The organism is Tenacibaculum sp. XPcli2-G, assembly GCF_024124505.1.
Lineage (GTDB): Bacteria > Bacteroidota > Bacteroidia > Flavobacteriales > Flavobacteriaceae > Polaribacter > Polaribacter mesophilus.
Map to the genome: position 1 here is coordinate 634,063 of NZ_JAMXSH010000002.1, position 25,018 is coordinate 659,080.

Below are 25,018 nucleotides of genomic sequence, written 5' to 3' on the forward strand. Positions count from 1 at the left end.
AAGCTCAAAATTACTAACAACAATTTTGATTTTCCATTGGAGCAACAACAACACAACAACAAACAAAAACGAATTAAAATTTAGAAGAATTAATTTATGATTCCAAAAGTATTTAACCAAGTAATAGAACTTGGAGATGGAAGAACCATCACATTAGAAACAGGAAAATTAGCAAAACAAGCAGATGGTTCTGTTGTTGTAAGGATGGGAGATACAATGTTATTAGCAACAGTTGTATCAGCAAGAACTGCAAATCCAGGTATTGACTTTTTACCATTAACGGTAGATTACCGTGAAAAATTTGCAGCTGCAGGTCGTTACCCTGGTGGATTTATGAAGCGTGAAGCACGTCCTTCAAATGAGGAGATTTTAACAATGCGTTTAGTAGACCGTGTATTGCGTCCACTATTCCCAAAAGATTACCACGCAGAAACTCAGGTAATGATTCAATTAATGTCTCATGATGAAGAAGTAATGCCAGATGCCTTAGCTGGTTTAGCTGCCTCTGCGGCAATTCAATTATCAGACATCCCTTTTGAAGCACCAATTTCGGAAGTACGTGTTGCGCGTATTAATGGTGAATTCATTATCAACCCTAGTGCTACTCAATTAGCTGAAGCGGATATCGACTTAATGGTTGGAGCTTCTAATGACTTTGTTGCAATGGTTGAAGGAGAAATGGATGAAGTTTCTGAAGAAGAAATGGCAGAAGCAATCCGTGTGGCACACGAAGCTATTAAAGTACAATGTGATGCTCAAGTAGCATTGGCAGAAGCTTTTGGTAAAAAAGAAACTCGTGAGTATGAAGGAGAAGCTGAAGACGAAGAGTTAGCACAAAAAATTCATGATGCAGCTTACCAAAAATGTTATGACATTGCTAAAAAAGGAACTTCTAAACAAGAAAGAGGATTAGCTTTTTCTGAAGTTAAAGAAGAGGTTATTGCAATGTTCACCGAAGAAGAATTAGAAGAATACGGTGATTTAGTAGGAAAATATTTTAGTAAAGCACACAAAGCAGCTGTTAGAGATTTAACTTTAAATGAAGGTTTACGTTTAGACGGACGTACCACTACTGATATTAGACCTATTTGGTGTGAGGTAGATTACTTACCAAGAACTCATGGTTCATCAATCTTTACACGTGGAGAAACTCAAGCATTAGCTACAGTAACTTTAGGTACTTCTAGAGATGCAAACATGGTAGATTCTCCAACAATGCAAGGAGAAGAGAAATTCTACTTACACTATAACTTCCCTCCTTTTTCAACTGGAGAAGCACGCCCTTTAAGAGGAACTTCTCGCCGTGAAATTGGTCATGGTAACCTAGCTCAAAGAGCTTTAAAAGGAATGATTCCTGAAGATTGTCCTTATACAGTTCGTATAGTATCTGAAGTATTAGAATCTAATGGTTCTTCTTCAATGGCTACTGTTTGTTCGGGTACAATGGCACTGATGGACGCAGGGGTTCAAATGAAAAAACCAGTTTCTGGTATTGCAATGGGGTTAATTTCTGATGGTGATCGTTATGCAGTTTTATCTGATATTTTAGGAGATGAAGATCACTTAGGAGACATGGACTTTAAGGTAACTGGTACTGCTGATGGTATTACAGCTTGTCAAATGGATATTAAGATTAAAGGATTGTCATATGAAATCTTAGTAAAAGCTTTAAAACAAGCTCGTGATGGTCGTTTACATATCTTAGAAAAATTAACGGATACTATCGCTACTCCAAATGATGATGTTAAATCTCATGCACCTAAAATGGTAAATAGAGTAATTCCTAACGACTTAATTGGAGCATTTATTGGTCCGGGTGGAAAACACATCCAAGAGTTACAAAAAGAAACAGAAACTACGATTGTTATTAACGAAGACCCTGTTACTGAAGAAGGTATCGTTGAGATTTTGGGAACAAACCAAGAAGGAATTGATAAGGTTATTGCTCGCATCGATTCAATGATGTTTAAACCTGAAAAAGGTTCTGTATATGAAGTAAAAGTAGTGAAGTTATTAGATTTTGGTGCTGTTGTAGAATATACTGAAGCTCCAGGAAATGAAGTTTTATTACACGTTAGCGAATTAGCTTGGGAACGCACAAACAACGTAACTGACGTTGTTAATTTAGGAGATATTTTAGATGTAAAATACTTCGGAATTGACCCAAAAACACGTAAAGAAAAAGTATCTCGTAAAGCCTTATTACCTAAACCAGAAGGTTATGTAGCAAGACCTCCTAGAGATAACAACAAAGGAAGAGATAATCGTAATCGCGATAATCGTCGTGACGATAGAAAACCTAGACAAGATAAAAAAGAATCATAAAAATTCTTTAGATATAAAAAAGCAACCTTATAAGGTTGCTTTTTTGTTTTTATATACTTCTTTAAATGAAGAAAGGCTGCTAAAATTAGCAGCCTTTAACTTTAGAGTTGTTTCAGATCATTCCCCAATAATCATATAAAAATCTTACTCTATAAAGAAATCCACTACTATAACAAGTGACTAATAAAATACCCTACCTTTTTTTTGAAAAATTTATTTAAATAAAAAATCTTTTTTTAGCCTTTCTTTTTTTAGTTTTAGTTTTCTTTGCATCCCATTCATGAAAATACAACGAATTACATACATTTCTATAGGAACCAACCAAGGAGATAAGCTGGCTAACATTCAGAAAGCAATTAACTTAATTGCAGATAAAGTAGGTGCTGTATTAAAAGTAGCATCTGTATACGAAACGGCTTCATGGGGATTTGACAGTAATAATTTTTACAATACTTGTATTAAAGTTTCAACGTATTTACCTCCAGAACAGTTAATACTTAGATTACTTTCTATAGAAAAAGAGCTTGGAAGAACTCGAAAAAATACCGAAGGATATTCTGATAGGTTAATAGATTTAGATATTTTATTATTTGATGATGAGATTATCTTCTCTAAAACCTTAATCGTACCACATCCACGAATGTTAGATCGTAAATTTGCTTTAGTTCCTTTGGTTCAAATTGCTCGTAATGTTATTCATCCAATTGAAAAAAAGCATTTATACATTTGTTTAGAAAACTGCGCAGACACTTCTGAAATTATCAAGTTAGATGTAAAATTAGAAAGGCCAATTCCTATTACCGAAAAGTATAATTATATAGCTATTGAAGGTAATATTGGTGCCGGAAAAACATCATTAGCCAATATGATGTCTGATGAATTCAATGCTAAAATTGTCTTAGAACGTTTTGCGGACAATCCGTTTTTACCAAAGTTTTATAACGACAATGAACGCTATGCTTTTCCTTTAGAAATGAGTTTTTTAGCAGATCGTTACCAACAGCTTTCTGATGATTTAGCACAGTTCGATTTATTTAAAAATTTTATTGTTTCAGATTACTACATTTTTAAATCACTTATTTTTGCTCAAATTACTTTACATAGTGATGAGTATAAATTGTACAGAAAAATGTTTGATTTAATGTACAAAGAAATCACAAAGCCTGATTTATATGTGTACTTATATCAAAATACTGAGCGTTTATTAGAAAACATTAAAAAACGCGGGCGCGATTACGAACAAAATATAGAAGCAAGTTATTTACAAAAAATCCATGATGGTTACAGTAATTTCATTAAAACACAACCTGATTTAAACATCCTAATTGTTGATGTTTCTGATTTAGATTTTGTAAACAATTCTAATGATTATGAAACAATTATTAATAAGATAAAAAATTACAACGCATAAAAAAAGCAGCTTTTAAAGCTGCTTTTTTTATTTCTTAATTAACTCTAGCTTTTCAGCAAAGTAATCGCAAAAATCACGCATGGTAGCACTCATTTTTTCATCATTTGTAGCTCTTTCAAAAGAGTTTGCCATAGACACTAAGGTTTGATGAAAAAACTGCTTCATTTCATCTACAGGCATATCTTTAGTCCACAAATCCATACGTAACGTATCTTTTTGTTTATGATCCCAAACAGATAGCATAATTGCTTTTGAAGCTTCATCTTTTATACCTCCGTCTTCTGCATTCCAAGTAATTTCTTCTGGAATTCTATTTTCGTCTAACCCTACTTTAAATGTTATTTTTGATGTATGTTCTATCGCCATTATCTTTTTGGTTTATATCTTGAGTTTTTGAAAATCTCCTCTTCACTCGTTTGTAATAATTGATGCAAAGATACATCATTCTTTTGCATGTACGAACGTACGATTTGCCAACCAATCCACTCTCCTATTCTTCCTGGAGATTGACTATCTTCTTCCATATAAAACTTAGAAAAAGGAGCTAAATCTAAAAAGCGTTTATCTACATCTTTACTAGTACTGTACAACAAATCTTTTTCTATAAAATACATCCATATTTGTTCTTCATTACTCTCTGCCCACTCTAGTTTTTTTTGTGAATACCCTATTTTTACAGCATCGGCTACATTAGGTAAATAAGCATCTAGCAAATACATTTTTTTTCCTCGATAAATCATTTTATCTATGAAACTCCTTGCCATACTAGGTAGCATTTGTTTACCTACTATAGCCTTGGCAACGTCAACTACGATGTGCTTTTTAGTATTATTTTGTTTTACATAAGCTGGATAATCATTATAAAACTCATGTTTTTCACCTAAATAAGCATCTAAAGAAACCAACAACAAACTATCCGTATATACAATTCTGTTATTATAATCAATATTTGTTAGCATGGTAATCACTTTCGGACTAACAAACCTTGGATTATAATATTTTACATGTTTAAATAATGATATTAACTGCTCCTTTTCTTCTTCGACATCAGAAAAAACCTTTTGAGTTTCAGCAAATAATTCTTGCTCATCTTTATTATTAATCTTATTTATCCAAACACTATCAGGTTGTGGAGGGAAAAGCATCGGGTACTTTTCTTTTGTCTTAGTAAGCTCGTTTGTTTTAGTTGTATAAAAGTCAACATCAAAACGTTCTAAATTGACATTTACACTAATATTAGATACATCAACATCTAACTTATTACTTTCTTCGTTTTTACATGAAAAACTTATAAAAACTAAGGCAACTAGTGCTAAAATTTTTCTCATGAACTTTAGTATATTTACATTCTAAATTACAACGTCGAAATTACTAAATTAGTTTTTACCTCTTAACTGTAAACTCTTAAAATATCACAAAAATGAATACTCCTAAGGTTGCTGAACACATTATAAATTGGTTAAAAGATTACGCTACTAATGCAAAAGTGAATGGTTTTGTTGTAGGAATTTCTGGTGGTATTGATAGTGCAGTTACCTCTACTTTGTGTGCTAAAACTGGTTTACCTACGTTGTGCGTCGAACTACCTATTCATCAAGCTAAAAGCCAAGTAAGTAGAGCTAATGAGCATATTAAATTATTAAAAGAACGTTTTAGTAATGTGAGCGAAGCTGAAGTAAATTTGACCTCTACTTTTGAAGACTTTAAAACTGTAGTACCACCAGTTGAACCTTCTCCTAAAGTAGATTTGGCTCTAGCAAACACTCGTGCTCGTTTGCGTATGACAACCTTATATTATTTTGCTGGTTTACACGGTTTATTAGTGGCAGGTACTGGTAATAAAGTAGAAGATTTTGGTGTAGGTTTTTACACTAAATACGGTGATGGCGGTGTCGATTTAAGCCCAATTGCCGACTTAGTTAAATCAGAAGTATATGAATTGGCCGCATATTTAGATGTTCCTTCTTCTATTCAAAAAGCACAACCTACCGATGGTTTGTTTGGAGATAGTAGAACTGATGAAGACCAAATTGGAGCTTCATATGATGAGTTAGAATGGGCAATGAAAATGCAAAATGCGGGTAAAACTTTGGATGATTTTTCTGGTAGAGAGTTAGAAGTATATAAAATTTATACACGTCTCAACCGAATTAATCAGCATAAAATGATTCCAATTCCTATATGTGAAATTCCTAAAGAATTTAAATAATAAAATAATTTTACTTTTCTATTAATTTTATTCTTAGTAAGTGATATTTAGATTACACGGTTTAATTTTTCAAAAAGACGTTTTTTCAACCCTGTATAATTACCTATTTCTTCTAGATTAGGCACTGCTTTTTGCTCTTGGCTTTCTTGTAGGATTTCTTTAATTTTTTCTTCAATCAAAACTCTACGTAAGTTTAAAATAGCATCCGTTACTAACTTTGGAAGAATTTTTACTGTTTCCGTTACAAAAACCTCTTTTCGTTCCCAATCACTTAGATTGTATTTTTCTTCATCCATCAAAATATTCGTTACTAAGCTAGATATTTGCGGATTTTCGTGCATTACCAAATGATCTACTTTAATTTTTTCATCTTGATTTAATTGATGAATTAACTCATAATATGTTAATCGAAATATTTCGTTGGTAAACTCTATTTCGTCTTCTTGTAAGTTCAAGTACAACTCGTTTGAAACTGTATTTTGATATTCTTCTTTTTCTAAAAATGGACGTCCTCTTTCATCAACTGCATCTACCCAGTTTACAAAATCAACAACTTCATTTCCGTATAACAACAATATTCTAATAACCTCTTTTTCAAGAATATTTAATTGGTTGATATTGTGTTGCAACTTCCCTTTTCCTCCTTTTATTGCTTCCATTGAAGCTTGTCCTTGCTCTTGAAAGTATTCTGAAGGTGGTTGGTTAGGGTCTTGCCCTGCACTACTCTTTCTCGTTGCTGTTGCTCCTTTTTTTAACAACTGGGCTAACTCACTAAATAATACTCTTTCAGAAATGTCCATAATACGTGCACACTCTTGCACATACACTTCCCGTTGAATACCATCAGGAATTTTAGAAATACTTGTAACTATATCTCGAATTAAACCTGCTTTTTTTACAGGGTCGTTCGCCGCTTCTTTCATTAATAAAGAAACTTTAAACTCTATAAAGTCTTGTGACTTCTCTTCTAAATACTGTTTTAATTCAGCATTCGAATGCGCTTTAGCAAAACTATCAGGGTCTTCACCTTCTGGAAAAGCTACTACCCTTACATTCATTCCTTGCTCAAGAATTAAATCTATTCCACGAATTGAGGCTCTAATTCCAGCTGCATCACCATCAAAAAGCACAGTTATATTCTGTGTTAATCGATTTACCAAACGAATTTGATCGGGTGTTAATGCTGTACCAGAAGAGGCTACGACATTTTCAATTCCTGATTGATGAAATGAAATTACATCAGTATATCCTTCTACTAAAAAGCAGTTATCTTCTTTCGCTATTTCTTTTTTAGCTTGGTATAGACCGTAAAGAATTTTACTTTTATGATAGATATCACTCTCAGGAGAATTGAGGTATTTTGCGGCCTTTTTATCGTTAGTAAGTATTCTACCTCCAAAACCTAAAATACGACCAGACATACTGTGAATAGGAAACATCACACGCCCTTTGAATCGGTCGAACTTTCTATCTTCTACTCCTCCTTCTTTTACAATCGTTAAACCTGTAGATTTTAGATATTTTAAATCATACCCTTTGTCCAATGCTGCTTTGGTAAAATTATCCCATTCGTCTTTACAATACCCTAAATCAAATTTTTCAATAGTATCTTCTCTAAATCCTCTCTCTTTGAAATAAGACAGCCCAATTGCTCTTCCGTTTTGTGTATTCATTAATACATCATGAAAGTAGTCTTTGGCAAATTTTGAAACCAGGAACATACTTTCTCGCTCATTCATCTGCTGTTTTTGTTCATCAGACTGCTCGGTTTCTTCAATTTCAATATTGTATTTTTTAGCTAACCACCTTATTGCTTCTGGGTAGGTATAATGCTCGTGTTCCATTAAAAATGAAATTGCATTCCCTCCTTTTCCCGTACTAAAATCTTTCCATATTTGTTTTACAGGCGATACCATAAACGAAGGAGTACGTTCGTCAGTAAACGGACTTAACCCTTTAAAGTTACTTCCTGATTTTTTTAACTGAACGAATTCTCCTATCACCTCTTCTACTCGAGCGTTCTCAAAAACTTTATCAATGGTCTGTTGGGTTATCATATACTACAGAAATACAGCAAACAAATATACTACTAGTTTTAAAAGTTATTTTATTGTTACAAAACTCTAGGCAAATTTAATTTGCTAAAAACATATAATTACATAATTTTGACAAAAATTTCCCCAAATACAAATTAATGAAAATAATTACTTCAGCTTGTTTTGCAACTTTTTTTGCATTTAACATATATTCACAAGAAACAATTCGTATTCCTGATATTGGCTTAGAAGAATGTTTAATTAACTTAAAAATTGACTCGAATGGTTTGAATGGTAGTATTACAATTAGTGATGCTGAGTATGTTACCAACTTAAATGTTAATGATCCTGTTACTAATAAAGATTTACCTAATGTATATTCTAAAATTAAAGACTTAACAGGCTTAGAAAGTTTTCCTAATTTAAGACGTTTAGATTGTTTTGGCAATGAAATTACTAAAATTGATTTATCACAAAGCTCTTCTATTAGTTTTTTAAACTGTAGTGAAAATAAAATTGAACGTTTGGATGTTAGCAAAAATCATAATTTAACTTATATAAGTTGTGATTATAACAAATTAACATCTTTAATACTTGGTGAAAACCCAAACATTCAAAGTTTATACGCTAGTTACAATCAACTTACTACGTTAGACGTTTCAAACTGCCCTAACTTAGAAAGTATGGATGTTACTGGTAATAAAATTAAAACTATAATTGTTAGTGAAAAGCAATTAGCTAACATTCCTCAAGGATGGTATAAAGACGAAAAAACTACATATACAACCAGTAATGGTACTGTTTCTGATAACAACAAGGTAGCAAAAGAAGAGATTGTTGTAGAACAAGAAGATAAAGTAGAAACTACTGAAAACAAACCTAAAGAAATAAAAAAACCTGTACAAAAGTATGCCGAAAGCTTTATAAAATTGGTTGTTTCTGAATATGAAAAAAGCGTATTAAACGAAACATACTTAAAGCAGATAAGAGAAGATCTTATGTACAAATATGATATTAAAGACGAAGAGATTACTAAATGGATACAGCAATATAGTAAGCTTCATAAAACAGAATAACATATTTAGTTTCAAACGTACTAAAAAAGCCATCAAATTTGATGGCTTTTTTTATTTCTTTCAATTAATATTTTTAAGATGCTGCTCTTAATTTTTTTAATGCCGATTTTGTTAATTTAGATTCAGCATATTCTTTTGTTACCTTAAATTCTTTTTCTTCAGAACTTGGCATATCGAACATCGCATCGGTTAAAATAGCTTCACATAACGAACGTAATCCTCGAGCTCCTAGTTTATACTCTACTGCTTTATCAACAATAAATTGTAATGCATCTTCAGTCATTTCAAACGTTACATCATCCATTGCAAACAGTTTTGTATACTGTTTGATTATTGAGTTCTTAGGCTCTGTTAAAATAGCTCTAAGTGTTTTTTCATCTAACGGATTCATATAACTCAATACTGGTAAACGACCAATGATTTCTGGTATTAAACCAAAAGACTTTAAATCTAGAGGTGTAATGTATTGCAATAAGTTATCGTGGTCAATTTTATCTTCTTCTACCGAAGCACTATAACCAACTGCTTGCATATTTAAACGCTTACTAATAAATCTATCAATTCCAGAAAATGCTCCTCCTGCAATAAATAAAATATCTTTAGTATTTACTTCAATAAACTTTTGTTCTGGATGCTTTCTTCCTCCTTTAGGAGCCACATTTACAACTGCTCCTTCTAATAACTTTAATAAAGCTTGCTGCACACCTTCTCCAGAAACATCTCGTGTAATTGATGGATTGTCTCCTTTACGAGCTATTTTATCTATTTCATCAATAAATACTATACCTCTTTCTGCTTTTTCAACATCGTAATCTGCTGCTTGTAACAAACGACTTAAAATACTTTCTACGTCTTCTCCTACATAACCTGCTTGTGTTAATACAGTTGCATCTACGATAGAAAATGGTACATTTAGCATTTTAGCAATTGTACGAGCCACTAAGGTTTTTCCTGTTCCAGTTTCTCCTACTAAAACAATGTTCGATTTTTCTATCTCTACCTCATCTTCATCATCTCTAGTTTGTAACAATCTTTTATAATGATTGTATACAGCTACAGACATAGCTCTTTTGGTTTGATCTTGCCCTATAATATATTCATCTAAAAAAGCTTTGATTTCTCTTGGCTTTTTCAAGGTTAAATCTTTTGATAAATCGCTTGTTTTAGCTTCAGCTATTTCCTCTTCTACAATTCCATAGGCTTGCTCTATACATTTATCACATATATGTGCATCTAAACCAGCAATTAATAAATCGGTTTCTGGTTTTTTACGCCCGCAAAAGGAACATTGTAAATTTTCTTCTTTCGACATCTTATCAGCTTATTGCCAATAGCTCAATGCTATTAGCTTGTTTATTATTTTCTAGTTAAAATTTCGTCTACCATACCGTATGCTTTTGCTTCGTCGGCCTTCATCCAATAATCTCTATCAGAATCTTTGTTTACTTTTTCTACTGTTTGACCTGAGTGCTTAGCTATGATTTCGTACAACTCATCTTTTAATTTTAAAATTTCACGAGCTGTAATTTCAATATCAGATGCTTGTCCTTGTGCTCCACCTAGTGGCTGATGAATCATAATACGAGAGTGTGGTAATGCTGAACGCTTTCCTTTTTCTCCTGCACACATTAATACAGCTCCCATTGAAGCAGCCATACCTGTACAAATTGTTGCTACATCTGGTTTAATAAATTGCATAGTATCGTAAATACCCAAACCAGCATATACACCACCTCCTGGTGAATTAATGTAAATTGAAATATCTTTTGATGCATCTACACTTTCTAAAAACAATAATTGTGCTTGAATTACATTGGCTACTTGGTCATTAATTCCAGTACCTAAAAAAATAATTCTATCCATCATTAAACGAGAAAAAACATCCATTTGAGTAATGTTCATTTGGCGTTCTTCCATAATATATGGAGTTAAGCTACTTGTTATTTTTCCTAAGTAATTACTATTTATTCCGTGGTGTTTTGTTGCGTATTTTTCGAACTCTTTTCCGTAATCCATTTTTAAAATGTTTTTGGGTTATAAAGATGTAAATATAAGAACTATTTCTTTAGTATTTTGTTACTGTTAATGGCTAAAAAAACCTGAATGTACATTCAGGTTTTTATTTATAATTTTAGTAATTAACTATTACTTGTATACTTCTTTAATGAAATCTTCGTAAGAAACTTCTTTTGTATCAAAGCTCATGTTTTCTTTATAAAAAGCTAATAATTTTTGGCTTATTAATTGAGATTGTAATTTTTGAGCTTCGTCTTGATTTTGTAAGATTCTTCCTGCGATATCATCTAACTCTTTTTCTTCTGGATTCATGTTTCCAAATTGAGCCATTTGAGCTCTAATAAATCCTTTTGCATAGTCTACTAACTCTGCATAGTCTAATTTGATGTCGTTATCTTTCATAATCTTTCCTTCGATTAATTGGTAACGTAATCCTTTTTCAGACTTGTTATATTCTTCAACAGCTTCTTCAGCAGTTAATTCTTTTTCTCCTGCAGTTTGTAACCACTTTTGTAAGAACTCAACTGGTAAATCAAACTTAGTATTATCAACTAAGTTCTCAGTAATTGCGTTTAACAATTGTTGATCTGCTTGTTGTTGGAATTGCTTTTCTGCGTCTTCTTTAATTTTGTCTTTTAATTCAGTTACAGTTTTTACACTTCCGTCAGCAAATAACTTATCAAATAACTCTTGATCTAATTCTGCTGGCTCTATTTCAGTAATTTCTTCAATAGTAAATGTTACAGGAATGTCTAAATCGTGAACCTCATCGTGAGATACTCCTAAAGCTCCTTGTAACTTGTGCTCGTCTTCAAATAAGTTTTTAGTTTTTAATTCTAAAACGTCTCCAACTTTAGCACCTACAAACTTTTTTAAGTTTGTTTTTCCTTTAATATCTTTTACAGAAATTGTAGATTTTTTGTTGATTTCTTTCTCTTCGTTTACGAAAGTACCAGTAACGTTAGTTTCTTCTGTAGCTTCGTCTTTAGCAGACATTTTACCGTAACGAGATTGAATGTTTTCAACTTCTTTTTCGATTAACTCGTCTGTAGCAACAATGTTATATTGAGTTACTTTGTTTTTCGGTTGTAAGTTTACGTCGAACTCAGGAGCTAATCCTAATTCGAATTCAAAAGAGAATTTATCTGCATCCCAATTGAAATCTTCTTGAACTCTTGGTAATGGGTTACCTAAGATATCTAACTTCTCTTCAACTAAGAATTTGTTTAACGACTCTTGTAAAAGCTTGTTTACCTCATCAATCATTACTGATTTTCCGTACTGCTTCTTTACCATTCCCATTGGTACATGACCTTTTCTAAAACCAGGAATGTTAGCTGTTTTACGGTAATCGTTTAATACTTTTGTTACTTTATCTTGATAATCTTCTGCAACAATATCAACTTTTACAACTGCATTTAATGCATCTACGTTTTCTTTTGTTATATTCATCTTAAAAATCTGTTTCTTAAAAAATCGGGTGCAAAATTACTACTTTATTTATTGATAACCAAGACTTTTAGCTATAAGAATATTATCTTTTTTACTTCCCTTATTTTCTAGTTTTTAATGTTTTAGGTTACTTATTCGTCTCCTTCTTTTAATAGTGAAAACATTAACGATCTGAAAATTGACAGCAACACACTGAACAAGAGTGCTGTAAAAAATCCGCTAACTGCAAATCCTGACACTAATTTATCTGCCAATAATATAATCACTGCATTAATCACAAATAAGAATAACCCTAATGTAACGATGGTTGCTGGTAGTGTAAAAAACACTAACAACGGACGTACAAACAGGTTTAACAACGCAATTACTACTGCTACAATTACTGCAGTTGTATAACTAGCTACTGTTACTCCTGGTAAAATATTTGCCAATACAATTACTGCTAATGCCGTTAACAATACTTTTAAAAATGTTTTCATATTTCTTTTTTATTTAATTGGTTATGAATTATAAATTTACTCTTTTTCACTGAAACTATTAATTCGTAACACTTCATATACTTTACCATAACCATACCAAAACAGAAACCTGCTGTTTTGACAGGTTTAAAGCTTTGTTTTAATTTTTGATGGATTTTTATTTTAACTTCGTCTTATTTTTAATTAAAACAATAAAATGCTCAAAAAACACTTGGCCTCTTATAATATTCTTTCCGAAGAAGAAATAGACAACTTTGTAAATTTAGTTAGATATAAAAAACTTAACAAAGGTGATTTTTTTATTCAAGAAGGTAACACTTGCAAAGAAGTAGCTTTTATAACTTCTGGTATTTTTAGGTCGTTTTATCATTCGTCTGACGAAAAAGAAGCTACTTATTGTTTTTTATCAGAAAACTCATTTGTTACTGCATATTCATCTTTTATTTCTCAAACAAAAACTAATGAAAATATTCAAGCGTTAACCAACGCTGAACTATACATCATTACCAAAGAACAATTTGTAGCACTAGAAAACTCAAGTACCAATTGGCTACGCCTTTTTAAAATATTTGCTGAACAAGAATATATAAATCTTGAAAACAGAATATTTGTTTTGCAAAATGAAAGCGCTGAAAACCGTTACAAAAAACTGTTAGAAACGCACCCAAACTACCTAAAAACCATCCCATTACAGTACCTAGCTTCTTATTTAGGAATTACACAACGACATTTAAGCCGAATTAGAAAATCGGTTTTTTATTAGACAATTGTCCTTTTTAGACTTGTAAAACCACCCGTACTTTGCATTATAATCTTAACTATATTATGAAGCATATTTTATTAATAAACGGACATCCTGATAAAGAAAGTTTTAACCATGCACTGGCAGCTTCTTACAAAAGAGGCGTTTTGGAAACCGATGCTATTATTGAAGAAATTACCATCACTGACTTAAACTTTAATCCCAACCTTAAATTTGGTTACCGAAAAAGAACGGAACTTGAACTTGATTTACAAGAAGCTTTAACTAAAATTAAAAAAGCAGATCATATTGTATGGTTTTTTCCTATTTGGTGGGCTGGTTACCCTGCTATAATGAAAGGTTTTATTGATAGAGCTTTTTTACCTGGAATAACTTTTCAACCTATCGAAGGAAAACCTTTTCCTAAAAAACTTTTAAAAGGTAAAACTGCTCGACTTATCATAACTTCTGACACTCCAAGCTGGTATGATTATCTTTTTATGAAAAGACCCGCTATTAGACAGTTTAAAAAGGGAACCTTAGAATTTTGCGGTATAACTCCTGTAAAAACTACTTTCTTTTCAGTAATAAAAGATTCAACTCCTAAACAAAGAAACTTATGGTTACGTAAAGTATATACTTTAGGTAAAAACAAACAATAACTCAACTTTCTTTTTTTGGTTAAAAAAATACTAGTTTATGTTAAAATTTAAATAGTTATATGCTAAAATCCTACAATTACTATTTATATATTTACATTCATATTTTTATGAGATTAGTAATATGAAAAAAGTTAAAGAAGATAAAACTCTTTTGAATAAAGACATTAAAAAACTACTTCCTACAATAAATTTTCATGACACATTCTCTACCACTAATCATACAAACACAATAGAAGAAATTGTAAATTTAATTTTTAATAAACCTCCAGTTTGGGTAGACTTTTTATTTAAATTACGTAATAAAATTGCTGCTTTTTTTAATTTAAAAAACAACTACCCTGATGATTATAACGAGCGGTTTGATGTTGGCGGATATGTAAGTTTCTTTAAAATTTTTTCTATATCAAGTAATGAAGTTGTATTAGGTGCTAATGACACTCATTTAAATTTTAGAGCAATCGTACACAACAATCACGATCCTTTTTATAATATCAAAGTTATTACGTTAGTTGAATACAATAATAAAAAAGGTGAAGTATACATGAAGCTTATAAAACCTTTTCATAGGTTAGTTGTTAAGAGAATGGTTAAAAATGCTTATAAATTAAACAATTAACTTTTTGTACTTTTGAGCTATTAAAAAATAACTCTATTAAACCTATAACCTCAATAAAAGTAACCGATTTTAATCAAAACGAAGTTAACTTACTTGAAAAGTATGCTAACAAAATTCTATTATTGTTGTTTTACAACAATGCTTGTTTAGGTTGCACTGGTAGAGCCATTCCACTAGCCTATAAGTTTAAACAAACATACAAGTATATTGAAGTTATTGGTATTCATAGTAACTTTAGCAATAACAATGTTACTAGGGATGATATCTTGAGTATTTTTACTATAAACGAACTCCCGTTCCCTATTTATATAGATAACAACCACAAAATGTATGATTTTTTTAATTCGGAAGGAACACCTCAATGGGTACTAATGACCCCTAATGGTGAAGTGTATAGATCTATCTTTGGATCGCAAGATAATGCTCAAAATAGATTATATTACGCCTTAGAAAGTTTAACCAAAACAAGTAATTAGATTAGCTAGTTATTCTTTTAACACCTTCGCTACTTGACTGGCTATTGCCTCTTTAACTTCTTTATCTTCTTGTAACAAATACAACAAACTATCTTTTAAACGACTATTAATATCTTTGATTTTATATATTGAAGAAGGTTCGTTTGTTACTGACAAAAGCATTTCTTCTTTACCTGTTAATAACCAAGTTGGGTTTATTTCAGGAAAAGAATGTAGAATTTTGTTTAAAACATTACTTTTAAATGATGATTTTCTTCGTATTGCCGTTCCAATAGAGTTGTTAGAAACATCAATGATTTCTTCAAAAGACCTTATATTTAACCTTTTATAGTTAATCACCTCCTCTACCCTTTTATATGTTTCATCTACAAAGTCGCTCATTAAAAATAACTTTTTTCTAAAATTTATTTAATTTTGTTTTCGTGTTTAGATTTTTGTTTGTATTTTTACTTCGTAATAAGTACACAATACGTACAAATATAAATTAAAAAGTGCTATCAACTTCTAAAAAACAACTTGAGTTTTTATGATAACTGCTACACAACGAAAAGAATTAGAAAAAATTAAGCCACCTAAATACCGCGACAAGGTAAAAAACTACTTGAGTAAAAACGGTCATGATTTCTCTTTAGAAACCATACAAAAAGTATACTCAGGTAAAAGGAAAAACTTAATTGTTGAAAAAGCTATAGTAAATGTTTTTTACAACTACATGAAAAACCAACAAATAATTGATGACAATATCAACTATTTAATTGACGAGATAAACAGTGATTTCCCTTAATAATTTTTTTGTTTTTCGCCGGGGGGCGATTATTTTAAGCGAGGGACTAGGGATTAATAAATTCCTCCTCGCTTTTTATTTTAAAAAAGTTACAGCTTCTTTATAAAAATATTCTGGATTTTCAGCATGCAGCCAGTGTCCAGCATTGGGTATTGTTTTTATCACTGCTTTTGGAAAATGTGCCTGAATTAATGGCTCATCTTCTTTTGATATATATCCTGAATTCGATCCACGCAAAAACAACGTTTTTCCTTCAAAAACTGTAAAAGACGGCAACGCAACACCTACTTCACTATTATTTTCTGTTAACGACTTTAAATTAAAACGAAACCCTAATTCGTCTTTCGTTTTTCTATACACATTCTTGGCTAAAAATTGACGGATTCCTTTTTCTGGAATTAACTCAGCTAATTTTTCATCTACTAACTTACGTGAAGTTTGCACCGAAAAATCTACGGAGTTTAACGCCGCTAAAATTTCGTGATGATGTGGCGGATACATTCTTGGAGAAATATCGGCTACAATTAGTTTATTTACTAACTCAGGGTATTCGGTTGCAAATAACATTACTGTTTTTCCTCCCATAGAATGCCCTAACAAATCTACTTTTTTAAGATTATGATATTGAATGTAATTATACAAATCTCCTACCATTAACTCATAATCAAAAGCGTCCGAATGAAAACTTCGTCCATGATTACGCTGATCTATTAAGTGCACCTCAAAACCATCTTCTGCAAATTTATTGGCATGCGACTTCCAATTGTCTCCCATACCAAAGTATCCATGCAAAATAAGTAACGGGGATCCTTCTCCAATGATTTTTGAATGTAATACTTCCATAATTATTGCAAACGATGTAAATACATATTCACAACATTTTCTAAGCCTAAATATAAACTTTCAGATATTAACGCATGCCCTATAGACACTTCAGCCAAATGAGGAATATTTTGTTTAAAAAATTGAATATTATCTAAGCTTAAATCATGACCTGCATTAACTCCTAAACCTAATTCATTTGCTAAAATTGCAGCTTCCGCGTATGGTTTTACCGCTTCTTTGTTTCCTTTTTCGTACTGCGTGGCAAACTCCTCTGTATACAACTCAACTCTATCGGCTCCTGTTTTAGCTGCAGCTTCAATTAACTTTAAATTTGTATCAATAAAAATTGATGCTCTAATTCCTGCTTCTTTAAACTCAGCAATCACATCTTTTAAATACGATTGATGTGTTATAGTATCCCAACCAGCGTTAGATGTAAGTTGATCAACGCTATCAGGCACCAACGTTACTTGTGTTGGTTTAATTTCTAACACCATTTGTTTAAATTTATCAATTGGATTTCCTTCAATATTATATTCAGTTGTTACAATTGATTTTAAATCATAAGCATCTTGGTAACGAATATGACGTTCATCTGGCCTTGGATGAATTGTGATTCCTTCGGCCCCAAAACTTTGTATGTCAGTTGCTACTTTTAGTAAATTAGGCACGTTACCACCTCTAGAATTACGAAGTGTAGCTATTTTATTAATATTAACACTTAACTTTGTCATGTTGTAAAATTATAGGACAAAGGTAACGCATTCAAACATTTTAAACTATATTCGTAGTAATGAAAATCAATGATTTTATATTAAAAGAAATTAAAGCACTTACGCTAAACGACACAGTGAAAAGTGCTCAAAAGCTGTGTAATGATTTACCTATAACTCATATTCCTGTTGTTGAAAACGACAGATTAATAGGTTGTTTACCTGAAAGTGATATTCAAACTATTGAAAATAAAAATCGTACACTGAGTGAATACTCTTATTTACTAGATCATTTTTACACAAATGAAAATGCTACACTACTCGATTTAATTACTTTATTTGCTGATAACGACTCGAATTTAATTCCTGTTATAGATAAAAACCTGCATTATGTAGGCTATTATGAATTGAGTGATATTTTAGATGCTTTTGCTAACAGCCCTTTTTTACATAATGAAAGTGATACTTTAATTATTGACAAGAATAAAACAGATTATTCTATGGGGCAAGTAGCTCAAATAGTTGAAGCCAATAACGGTAAATTATTAGGTGCATATATTTCTTCAGAAAACATAAATAGCATTGAAGTAACCCTTAAAGTTGTTTCAGAAGAAATAAATGAAATTATTCAAACATTTCGTAGGTACGGTTACAACGTTATTACACAACACGAAGATGATTTTTATTTAGAAGAACTTAAAGATAGAGCTGCTTATTTAAGAAAGTACTTGGATATGTAATTTTTTCAACAACCAACACAAAATTTTAACAGTGAAAAAAGTCGCTATTTACGGTCAAGCATATACTACACTTGCAGATAAAGAGGTTAAAATTCTTTTAACTATCTTAGAAAAACATAATATTGTTGTTTTTTTTGAACAACAATTCTATAATTTATTTCTTGAAAAGAATTCACTAAATAAAAAGTATCCTACCTACGCACATTTTAATGACTTATCAAACACTTTTGATGTAATGTTTACCATAGGTGGAGATGGTACTATTTTGAGAGCTGTAACCTACATTAGAGATTTAGATATTCCTATTATGGGTATTAATACGGGGCGTTTGGGTTTTTTGGCCACCATACAAAAAGATCAAATTGAAGAAGCAATTAACTTAATGCTTAAAAAAGAATATACACTTCAAGAACGATCTTTATTACAAATAGAAACTTCTCCTACAACAGAAGATTTTTCTGAACTTAACTTTGCTCTTAATGAGGTTACTATTGCTAGAAGAAACACAACTTCTATGATTGGAATTAAAACCTCATTAAACGAAGAATATTTAACAAATTATTGGGCTGATGGATTAATTATAGCAACACCAACAGGTTCTACAGGATATTCACTTAGTTGTGATGGTCCTGTTATTTTACCTAATTCAAAAAGCTTTGTTATTACTCCCATTGCACCACATAATTTAAATGCGCGTCCAATGGTTATTCCAGATAATACTGATATTCTTTTAGAAGTAAGTGCTAGAGAAAAAGATTTTTTAATCTCTCTAGATTCACGCATTACCACTGTTTCCTTAGGAACTGAAATAAAAATACAAAAAGCACCATTTACCATAAAAAGTATTTTACCAAAGAATCAATCTTATTTAAATACCTTGCGCGGAAAACTTTTATGGGGAGAAGACATACGAAATGAATCCTTATAACGATAATGATTACAATAAAACCATAAAAAAAAAGTTAATCAAAAAGACAGATTATTAACTTTTTAAAGCAAATTCAATTCCCTATATTTGCACGCTATTTTACAATGAGAGGACTTATTTTATTAATATTATTGGCTTGTGTAGTAACACCTCTACAATCACAAACACATGAAATTGGTTTCTTTGCCGGTGGTTCTAACTATGTTGGTGATATTGGTAGTACCAATTACATACACCCTAATGAGTTTGCTGGTGGTCTTATATACAAGTATAACCTAAACCCAAGAATTGCCTTAAGAGGAACATATACTTACATTCCTATTTCTGGTAATGATAACAATGCTGATAATGCTTTTCGCCAAAATAGAGGTATTAGCTTTTCAAACACCATTCATGAATTTGCAGCTGGAGTAGAATTTAATTTCTTTGATTATAACATCAGCGATTACAGAACTTCATTTACACCTTATATATTAGCTGAAGTTGCTGCTTTTAATTACAAAAGTCCAGAACCAACTTCATCAAGTAATACAGTTCTCTTAAAAAACAAATTTTCATATACTATTCCTGTAGGTATTGGATTAAAGGGAAGATTAACCGATAATTTTGCCATTGCTTTTGAAACAGGTATACGATTCACATTCGTAGACGATTTAGACTTTACAACAGATAAAATAAACTCACTAGATTTTGGGGGTAATGGAAATGACTGGTATGTATTCTCAGGAGTTTCTATTGTATATACCTTTGGAAGACCACCTTGCTTTGGTGGAATAGCACAATAATTATGGAAGAAAAACTACAGCGTATTAATTTACAAAAAGTACCAAACCATATAGCCATTATTATGGATGGTAACGGTAGATGGGCAAAAGGTAAAGGTATGCAACGTGTTTTTGGACATAGAAATGCTTTAACAGCTATTAGAGAAACAGCTGATACTGCTTCTGAGCTTGGTGTTAAATTTTTAACCCTGTATGCCTTTTCAACCGAGAACTGGAATCGCCCAAAACTAGAAGTAGATGCTTTAATGAGTTTATTGGTAACTACTCTAAAAAAAGAACTCCCCGAATTTCAACGTAAAAATGTAAAAGTCAATGCTATTGGTAACTTAGCAAATTTACCAAGCAATGCCCAAAAAGTATTGAGTAAGGTTATTGATGCAACTAAAAACAATACTAAAATTACTTTAACCTTTGCTTTAAGCTACGGTTCAAGAGAGGAAATTGTTAATGCTATCAAAAACATATCAAAAAAAGTTGTTAATAACGAGATAGAAATTGAAAAAATTAACGAGAAAATTATAAATAATCATTTATATACGTTTAATTTGCCCGATGTTGATTTAATGATACGTACAAGTGGGGAACAAAGAATAAGCAATTATTTACTGTGGCAAATGGCTTATGCTGAGTTATATTTTACTGATGTACTATGGCCTGATTACAGAAAACAACATCTTTATAACGCAATAATTGATTATCAAAATAGAGAAAGAAGATTTGGAAAAACCAGTGAACAGATTGAAACAAATGAATAAATATTCGTATTTACTAGTATTTTTTATCACCCTATTTGTGGTGAGTACTCAAGCGCAAGACACAACTCCTAAAGACAGTACTGTCACAAATATTATTTCCTACGAAAAAGGAAAAGAGTATATTTTAGGAGGTATAACTGTAACTGGCTTACAAAAATTTAGCGAACAAACAGTAAGAGTATATACTGGTTTAGTTGAAGGACAACCAATTAAATTACCAGGAGACAAACTTACAAGTGCCATTAAAAAGCTATATGAAAGTAAACAATTTAGTGAAGTAGATGTTTATTTATCTAAACGCGATGGTGAAACAGTATATCTTCAATTTGATGTAACTGAGTTACCTCAATTAACTGGAGTTACCATTTCTGGGATAAAAAAATCACAAATTAAAGAGATAAAAAAAGAAACAGAATTAAAAAAAGGGGTAATGGTCACAGACAACCTTATTGTTACCACTCGCAACTTTATTAAAAAGAAATATACAGATAAAGGTTTCTTAAAAACAAAGGTTTCATTAGATACTAAAAAAGACACTTCTGATGTTAACACTGTTAGCATGTCTATTTTTATCGATAGGGGTAATCGTATAAAGATTAAAGAAATTAATTTTACTGGCAATAAAGCCATGTCTAACGCTACTTTGCGTGGTGCCATGAAAAACACCAAACGTAAAGTTTTTGGTCGTTTTTGGAAAGCTTCTAAATATATTTTAGATGATTATAAAGAAGATTTAAAAAGTATTCTTGAAAAATACAGCGAAAACGGATATCGTGATGCTAGGATTTTATCTGACAAAGTTGTTTGGAATGATGACAATACCATTAATCTTGAAATTGAAGTTGAAGAAGGCCGTCAATACCGTTTTGATGAAATTGTTTTTATTGGTAATAAACAATATACAGATGAACAGTTAAGTAACATCCTCCGAATAGACAAAGGAGATATTTACAATGGAAAGGTTTTAAAAGAGCGTATCTCTGGAGATGGTACACCTACTTCTCAAGACATACAAACTCTCTATCATAATAATGGTTTCTTATTCTCTCAAGTAAACGCTGTAGAAACTAAAGTAGAAAATGACTCCATTACTGTTGAAGTTCGTATTAGAGAAGATGAACCTGCAACAATAAAAAAGGTAACAGTAACGGGTAACGATAAAACAAACGACCATGTAATTTATAGAGAATTACGTGTTAAGCCGGGAGATTTATTTAGCCGTGAAAATATTATTAGGTCTATTCGTGAAATTGGACAATTAGGTTTCTTCGACACTAATGTAACACCAGATGTTAAACCTGATTATCAGAATAAAACTGCTGATATTGATTTTTCTGTTGTTGAAAAAGGAGGAAGTCAAATTGAGTTACAAGGAGGTTATGGTGGTGGTTCCTTTATAGGTACTTTAGGTCTTTCTTTTAACAATTTCTCAGTTAGAAACATCTTTAATAAAGATGCTTATAAGCCACTACCTATGGGAGATGGTCAAAAACTTTCTCTTCGTTTACAAGCAAGTAGAACTTACAATACCTATAGTTTTTCTTTTACAGAGCCATGGTTAGGCGGTAAAACACCTCAATCTTTATCTTTCTCTGTATATTTTTCAAATCAATATCGTTATGATTTTACTACGAACGATGTAAATAAAGATGAAAGTCTTAGTATAATTGGTGCATCTATAGGTTTAGGTAAACGTTTAAAATGGCCTGATGATTATTTTACTCTTTCTCAAAACATTAGTTATCAAAGAATAGAATTACAAAACTATGGTTATCGTGTAGGTTCTTCTAATAATATTCTTAGCCAAGGAGATTTAAACAACTTAGCATATACAGTAGCACTTAGCCGTAATTCTGCAGGTCCTAGTTTAATTTTCCCTACTTACGGTTCTGAATTTACTTTAAAAGCTAAAGCTACTTTCCCTTATTCATTAGTTAATGGAAAAGACTACACTGAGCCTACGAACCCAACTTCTGATGAAAGACAAGCTTATTTAGCTGATAAATACAGATGGTTAGAATACTATAAAATTTCTGCTAAAGGTAAGTGGTATACAGCCTTAGCTAACAAGTTAGTATTAATGTCTAATTTCGAAGTAGGTTATTTAGGTTCTTACAATGATGAATTAGGCTTAACGCCAGTTGAAAGATACTTTGTGGGAGGAGACGGTATTGCACAAGGTCAATTAGATGGTCGTGAAACAATTGGATTAAGAGGATATGAGAACAACCGTATCTCTTCTATTGATGGTGGGGCTATTTATAACAAATTTCAATTAGAACTGCGTTATTCTATTACAGATAAGCCTACTGCATCGATTTACACTGTAGGCTTTTTAGAAGCAGGTAATTCTTATGACAATTTTAGCGAATTTAATCCGTTTAAGTTAAAGCGTTCAGCTGGAGTAGGTGTTCGTATATTTATGCCTGCATTTGGATTATTAGGTATTGATTTCGCTCATGGTTTTGATCCTTTACCTGGCTTAACCGAAAAATCTGGTTGGCAAACCCATTTTATAATTGGAAGACAGTTCTAAAATCATGCATTCATAATGCGTCTAGGTTTTGGCACGGTTTTTTCTAAACACATTATATCAAAGATGAAAAAAAGTATTTTATCAATCGTTCTTTTACTTATAGCAAGTATAACCGCTGCCCAAAAAAATCAACGTATAGCTTACATTGATATGGAGTATATTCTTCAAAGTATCCCAGCATATTTAGAAGCACAAAACTCTTTAGATGCTAAAGTAGAAAAATGGAAATCTAAACTAGATAAAGAGGCTCGTGCTATTGAAGTTTTGAAAGTTGATTTAACTAACGAAAAAGCCATTTTAACTAAAGATTTAATTGAAGAGCGTGAAGAAGACATCACCATTAAACAAGAATCTTTAAGAAGGTTAGAGTCTTTATATTTTGGTCCAAACGGTGACATGTACAATTTAAGAAAGCAATTAGTAAAACCCGTGCAAGACCAAGTATACAATGCTGTACAAACGATTGCTTCTAGAAAAAAATATGATTTTGTTTTTGATAAATCTAGCGATTTAGTTATGCTATATTCCAACAAAAAACACGATATTAGCGACCTTGTTGTACAAATGATTAATATCGATCAAAGAAGGCAAGCTAAAAAGGATAAAATTGAAGCTAAAAAGTCATTACTTAAAAATGATAATTTAAGTGACGAACAAAAAGAAAAAATAGCTAAAAGAGAAGAATTAAAAAAGAAAAAAGAAGCTGATAGACTTGCTAAAATTAAACAAATAGAAGAAAAAAGAAAACAACGTTTAGAAGAAAGAGCTAATAAAAGAAAACTTTTACAAGAAAAGAGGAAAGCCTTATTAAAAGCACAAGAAGAAGCTAGAAAGAAAAAAGAAGAGGAAACAAAACAGAACAAATAAATCAAGAATAAAATAACATTAATTAAATTAAACAAAGATGAAACATTTAAAAACGTTATTATTAGTTGCAATTTTTACGGTTGGATTAGGTGGTGTGGCGAATGCACAGAAAACTGCACATATTAACACTGATAAATTATTAGCTGAAATGCCTGCTACAAAAGCTATGAAAGCAGAACTAGAAAAGCTAAACAAAACATACCGTGATGACATTGAAACAATGTATAAGAAACTTGAGGCTAAAATGAAGAAATATGAAGCTGAAGGTAAAAGTCAAACACAAGAGGTAAACCAAAAAAGAGCTGTTGAAGTTCAACAAGAAAGATTAAGAATTAGCCAAGCTGAACAAGCTGCTGGTAAAGAAATGCAAAAGAAATATCAAGAAAAAACTATTCCTATTTTAAAGAAAGCTGAAGATGCTATTAAAGCTGTTGCTTCTGAAAAAGGAATTATATACGTTTTCGATGCTGCACCAGGTAAAGGTTTAATCGTTTACGACAAAGGAGAAGATATTTATGATGCTGTAAGAGCTAAATTAGGATTCTAAAAAGAATACATATATTTATATAAAAATCCTGCTGTTTA

Annotated in this window: 26 protein-coding genes; 16 read left to right on the top strand and 10 right to left on the bottom strand. The window is 31.4% G+C overall.

Translation table 11 applies throughout. The features are described from left to right. The first annotated feature begins 96 nt into the window (after nucleotides 1–96). Nucleotides 97–2,325, top strand: a complete 2,229-nt coding sequence (locus tag NH341_RS07560) for a polyribonucleotide nucleotidyltransferase (protein WP_047788612.1) — start codon at nucleotides 97–99, stop codon at nucleotides 2,323–2,325. A gap of 280 nt (nucleotides 2,326–2,605) precedes the next feature. Continuing rightward, nucleotides 2,606–3,736, top strand: coding sequence for a 2-amino-4-hydroxy-6-hydroxymethyldihydropteridine diphosphokinase (gene folK, locus NH341_RS07565; RefSeq protein WP_159614059.1), 1,131 nt, complete (start codon nucleotides 2,606–2,608; stop codon nucleotides 3,734–3,736). Nucleotides 3,737–3,763: 27 nt separating this feature from the next. On the opposite strand, the gene gldC is transcribed toward folK, so the two are convergent. Both gldC and gldB read right to left on the bottom strand, forming a co-directional pair. After that, complete coding sequence (gldC, locus tag NH341_RS07570) at nucleotides 3,764–4,102, bottom strand: gliding motility protein GldC (RefSeq protein ID WP_125069024.1); 339 nt, start codon at nucleotides 4,100–4,102, stop codon at nucleotides 3,764–3,766. Beyond that, nucleotides 4,102–5,064, bottom strand: coding sequence for a gliding motility lipoprotein GldB (gene gldB / locus NH341_RS07575; RefSeq protein WP_173360536.1), 963 nt, complete (start codon nucleotides 5,062–5,064; stop codon nucleotides 4,102–4,104). The genes gldC and gldB overlap by 1 nt, the downstream gene beginning before the upstream one ends. 92 nt (nucleotides 5,065–5,156) lie before the next feature. On the opposite strand from gldB, the gene nadE reads away from it, so the two are divergent. Continuing rightward, nucleotides 5,157–5,945 (top strand): NAD(+) synthase, encoded by a 789-nt coding sequence (gene nadE / locus NH341_RS07580; RefSeq protein ID WP_253056282.1) that lies wholly within the window; start codon nucleotides 5,157–5,159, stop codon nucleotides 5,943–5,945. 47 nt (nucleotides 5,946–5,992) lie between these two features. On the opposite strand, the gene dnaG is transcribed toward nadE, so the two are convergent. Then, nucleotides 5,993–8,002 carry a DNA primase gene (gene dnaG, locus NH341_RS07585; RefSeq protein ID WP_047788617.1) on the bottom strand — a complete coding sequence of 670 codons (2,010 nt, stop codon included), beginning with the start codon at nucleotides 8,000–8,002 and terminating at the stop codon, nucleotides 5,993–5,995. 137 nt (nucleotides 8,003–8,139) lie between these two features. Between dnaG and NH341_RS07590 the strand changes: the two genes are divergently transcribed. Next, nucleotides 8,140–9,057, top strand: a complete 918-nt coding sequence (locus NH341_RS07590; RefSeq protein WP_047788618.1) for a leucine-rich repeat domain-containing protein — start codon at nucleotides 8,140–8,142, stop codon at nucleotides 9,055–9,057. 73 nt (nucleotides 9,058–9,130) lie between these two features. On the opposite strand, the gene clpX is transcribed toward NH341_RS07590, so the two are convergent. From clpX to NH341_RS07610, 4 genes are all read right to left on the bottom strand, one after another. Further along, nucleotides 9,131–10,369 (bottom strand): ATP-dependent Clp protease ATP-binding subunit ClpX, encoded by a 1,239-nt coding sequence (gene clpX / locus NH341_RS07595; protein ID WP_047788619.1) that lies wholly within the window; start codon nucleotides 10,367–10,369, stop codon nucleotides 9,131–9,133. Between the two features lie 44 nt (nucleotides 10,370–10,413). Further along, entirely contained in the window at nucleotides 10,414–11,073 is a 660-nt protein-coding gene (gene clpP / locus NH341_RS07600; protein ID WP_047788620.1) for an ATP-dependent Clp endopeptidase proteolytic subunit ClpP, read from the bottom strand. A 129-nt stretch (nucleotides 11,074–11,202) separates the two neighbouring features. Then, entirely contained in the window at nucleotides 11,203–12,525 is a 1,323-nt protein-coding gene (gene tig / locus NH341_RS07605) for a trigger factor (RefSeq protein WP_253056284.1), read from the bottom strand. A 131-nt stretch (nucleotides 12,526–12,656) separates the two neighbouring features. Beyond that, complete coding sequence (locus NH341_RS07610) at nucleotides 12,657–13,004, bottom strand: phage holin family protein (protein WP_047788622.1); 348 nt, start codon at nucleotides 13,002–13,004, stop codon at nucleotides 12,657–12,659. A 196-nt stretch (nucleotides 13,005–13,200) separates the two neighbouring features. Between NH341_RS07610 and NH341_RS07615 the strand changes: the two genes are divergently transcribed. The 4 genes from NH341_RS07615 (at nucleotide 13,201) to NH341_RS07630 (ending at nucleotide 15,500) form a co-directional block, all read left to right on the top strand. After that, nucleotides 13,201–13,767 (top strand): Crp/Fnr family transcriptional regulator, encoded by a 567-nt coding sequence (locus NH341_RS07615; RefSeq protein ID WP_047788623.1) that lies wholly within the window; start codon nucleotides 13,201–13,203, stop codon nucleotides 13,765–13,767. 62 nt (nucleotides 13,768–13,829) lie between these two features. Continuing rightward, nucleotides 13,830–14,408 carry an NAD(P)H-dependent oxidoreductase gene (locus tag NH341_RS07620; protein ID WP_159614069.1) on the top strand — a complete coding sequence of 193 codons (579 nt, stop codon included), beginning with the start codon at nucleotides 13,830–13,832 and terminating at the stop codon, nucleotides 14,406–14,408. 121 nt (nucleotides 14,409–14,529) lie between these two features. Continuing rightward, nucleotides 14,530–15,024 carry a DUF2867 domain-containing protein gene (locus NH341_RS07625; RefSeq protein ID WP_053056652.1) on the top strand — a complete coding sequence of 165 codons (495 nt, stop codon included), beginning with the start codon at nucleotides 14,530–14,532 and terminating at the stop codon, nucleotides 15,022–15,024. Between the two features lie 53 nt (nucleotides 15,025–15,077). Further along, a complete protein-coding gene (locus tag NH341_RS07630) occupies nucleotides 15,078–15,500 on the top strand; it encodes a redoxin domain-containing protein (protein WP_239179358.1) in 423 nt (140 codons plus the stop codon). A 9-nt stretch (nucleotides 15,501–15,509) separates the two neighbouring features. On the opposite strand, the gene NH341_RS07635 is transcribed toward NH341_RS07630, so the two are convergent. Next, complete coding sequence (locus tag NH341_RS07635) at nucleotides 15,510–15,881, bottom strand: hypothetical protein (protein WP_047788626.1); 372 nt, start codon at nucleotides 15,879–15,881, stop codon at nucleotides 15,510–15,512. A 145-nt stretch (nucleotides 15,882–16,026) separates the two neighbouring features. Between NH341_RS07635 and NH341_RS07640 the strand changes: the two genes are divergently transcribed. Beyond that, nucleotides 16,027–16,284, top strand: coding sequence for a hypothetical protein (locus NH341_RS07640; RefSeq protein ID WP_047788627.1), 258 nt, complete (start codon nucleotides 16,027–16,029; stop codon nucleotides 16,282–16,284). A gap of 75 nt (nucleotides 16,285–16,359) precedes the next feature. On the opposite strand, the gene NH341_RS07645 is transcribed toward NH341_RS07640, so the two are convergent. Then, the gene (locus tag NH341_RS07645) at nucleotides 16,360–17,127 is read right to left on the bottom strand and encodes an alpha/beta fold hydrolase (protein ID WP_253056286.1); all 768 of its coding nucleotides are present in this window, start codon (nucleotides 17,125–17,127) and stop codon (nucleotides 16,360–16,362) included. Between the two features lie 2 nt (nucleotides 17,128–17,129). Beyond that, nucleotides 17,130–17,843, bottom strand: a complete 714-nt coding sequence (locus tag NH341_RS07650) for a pyridoxine 5'-phosphate synthase (RefSeq protein WP_073181874.1) — start codon at nucleotides 17,841–17,843, stop codon at nucleotides 17,130–17,132. A gap of 59 nt (nucleotides 17,844–17,902) precedes the next feature. On the opposite strand from NH341_RS07650, the gene NH341_RS07655 reads away from it, so the two are divergent. The 7 genes from NH341_RS07655 (at nucleotide 17,903) to NH341_RS07685 (ending at nucleotide 24,980) form a co-directional block, all read left to right on the top strand. After that, complete coding sequence (locus tag NH341_RS07655) at nucleotides 17,903–18,562, top strand: CBS domain-containing protein (RefSeq protein ID WP_047788630.1); 660 nt, start codon at nucleotides 17,903–17,905, stop codon at nucleotides 18,560–18,562. A 31-nt stretch (nucleotides 18,563–18,593) separates the two neighbouring features. Beyond that, a complete protein-coding gene (locus NH341_RS07660; protein WP_253056288.1) occupies nucleotides 18,594–19,490 on the top strand; it encodes an NAD kinase in 897 nt (298 codons plus the stop codon). A gap of 104 nt (nucleotides 19,491–19,594) precedes the next feature. Then, nucleotides 19,595–20,275 carry a DUF6089 family protein gene (locus tag NH341_RS07665; RefSeq protein WP_253056289.1) on the top strand — a complete coding sequence of 227 codons (681 nt, stop codon included), beginning with the start codon at nucleotides 19,595–19,597 and terminating at the stop codon, nucleotides 20,273–20,275. Between the two features lie 2 nt (nucleotides 20,276–20,277). Further along, nucleotides 20,278–21,030 (top strand): isoprenyl transferase, encoded by a 753-nt coding sequence (locus tag NH341_RS07670; protein WP_047788633.1) that lies wholly within the window; start codon nucleotides 20,278–20,280, stop codon nucleotides 21,028–21,030. Then, nucleotides 21,023–23,566 carry an outer membrane protein assembly factor BamA gene (bamA, locus tag NH341_RS07675; protein ID WP_047788634.1) on the top strand — a complete coding sequence of 848 codons (2,544 nt, stop codon included), beginning with the start codon at nucleotides 21,023–21,025 and terminating at the stop codon, nucleotides 23,564–23,566. The genes NH341_RS07670 and bamA overlap by 8 nt, the downstream gene beginning before the upstream one ends. Before the next feature lie 63 nt (nucleotides 23,567–23,629). Further along, entirely contained in the window at nucleotides 23,630–24,433 is an 804-nt protein-coding gene (locus NH341_RS07680) for an OmpH family outer membrane protein (protein ID WP_047788635.1), read from the top strand. A gap of 37 nt (nucleotides 24,434–24,470) precedes the next feature. Beyond that, complete coding sequence (locus tag NH341_RS07685) at nucleotides 24,471–24,980, top strand: OmpH family outer membrane protein (RefSeq protein WP_047788636.1); 510 nt, start codon at nucleotides 24,471–24,473, stop codon at nucleotides 24,978–24,980. Nucleotides 24,981–25,018: the final 38 nt, after the last annotated feature.

What these genes read in the sequence shown, in the direction of transcription:
- NH341_RS07615 (WP_047788623.1), top strand. Translation starts at nt 13,201, where the DNA reads ATGCTCAAAAAACACTTGGCCTCTTATAATATTCTTTCCGAAGAAGAA.
- clpX (WP_047788619.1), bottom strand. Translation starts at nt 10,369, where the DNA reads ATGTCGAAAGAAGAAAATTTACAATGTTCCTTTTGCGGGCGTAAAAAA.
- NH341_RS07590 (WP_047788618.1), top strand. Translation starts at nt 8,140, where the DNA reads ATGAAAATAATTACTTCAGCTTGTTTTGCAACTTTTTTTGCATTTAAC.
- NH341_RS07665 (WP_253056289.1), top strand. Translation starts at nt 19,595, where the DNA reads ATGAGAGGACTTATTTTATTAATATTATTGGCTTGTGTAGTAACACCT.
- NH341_RS07560 (WP_047788612.1), top strand. Translation starts at nt 97, where the DNA reads ATGATTCCAAAAGTATTTAACCAAGTAATAGAACTTGGAGATGGAAGA.
- bamA (WP_047788634.1), top strand. Translation starts at nt 21,023, where the DNA reads ATGAATAAATATTCGTATTTACTAGTATTTTTTATCACCCTATTTGTG.
- NH341_RS07640 (WP_047788627.1), top strand. Translation starts at nt 16,027, where the DNA reads ATGATAACTGCTACACAACGAAAAGAATTAGAAAAAATTAAGCCACCT.
- NH341_RS07655 (WP_047788630.1), top strand. Translation starts at nt 17,903, where the DNA reads ATGAAAATCAATGATTTTATATTAAAAGAAATTAAAGCACTTACGCTA.
- gldC (WP_125069024.1), bottom strand. Translation starts at nt 4,102, where the DNA reads ATGGCGATAGAACATACATCAAAAATAACATTTAAAGTAGGGTTAGAC.
- clpP (WP_047788620.1), bottom strand. Translation starts at nt 11,073, where the DNA reads ATGGATTACGGAAAAGAGTTCGAAAAATACGCAACAAAACACCACGGA.
- NH341_RS07650 (WP_073181874.1), bottom strand. Translation starts at nt 17,843, where the DNA reads ATGACAAAGTTAAGTGTTAATATTAATAAAATAGCTACACTTCGTAAT.
- folK (WP_159614059.1), top strand. Translation starts at nt 2,606, where the DNA reads ATGAAAATACAACGAATTACATACATTTCTATAGGAACCAACCAAGGA.
- tig (WP_253056284.1), bottom strand. Translation starts at nt 12,525, where the DNA reads ATGAATATAACAAAAGAAAACGTAGATGCATTAAATGCAGTTGTAAAA.
- NH341_RS07625 (WP_053056652.1), top strand. Translation starts at nt 14,530, where the DNA reads ATGAAAAAAGTTAAAGAAGATAAAACTCTTTTGAATAAAGACATTAAA.
- NH341_RS07635 (WP_047788626.1), bottom strand. Translation starts at nt 15,881, where the DNA reads ATGAGCGACTTTGTAGATGAAACATATAAAAGGGTAGAGGAGGTGATT.
- NH341_RS07620 (WP_159614069.1), top strand. Translation starts at nt 13,830, where the DNA reads ATGAAGCATATTTTATTAATAAACGGACATCCTGATAAAGAAAGTTTT.
- gldB (WP_173360536.1), bottom strand. Translation starts at nt 5,064, where the DNA reads ATGAGAAAAATTTTAGCACTAGTTGCCTTAGTTTTTATAAGTTTTTCA.
- dnaG (WP_047788617.1), bottom strand. Translation starts at nt 8,002, where the DNA reads ATGATAACCCAACAGACCATTGATAAAGTTTTTGAGAACGCTCGAGTA.
- NH341_RS07670 (WP_047788633.1), top strand. Translation starts at nt 20,278, where the DNA reads ATGGAAGAAAAACTACAGCGTATTAATTTACAAAAAGTACCAAACCAT.
- NH341_RS07680 (WP_047788635.1), top strand. Translation starts at nt 23,630, where the DNA reads ATGAAAAAAAGTATTTTATCAATCGTTCTTTTACTTATAGCAAGTATA.
- nadE (WP_253056282.1), top strand. Translation starts at nt 5,157, where the DNA reads ATGAATACTCCTAAGGTTGCTGAACACATTATAAATTGGTTAAAAGAT.
- NH341_RS07610 (WP_047788622.1), bottom strand. Translation starts at nt 13,004, where the DNA reads ATGAAAACATTTTTAAAAGTATTGTTAACGGCATTAGCAGTAATTGTA.
- NH341_RS07645 (WP_253056286.1), bottom strand. Translation starts at nt 17,127, where the DNA reads ATGGAAGTATTACATTCAAAAATCATTGGAGAAGGATCCCCGTTACTT.
- NH341_RS07685 (WP_047788636.1), top strand. Translation starts at nt 24,471, where the DNA reads ATGAAACATTTAAAAACGTTATTATTAGTTGCAATTTTTACGGTTGGA.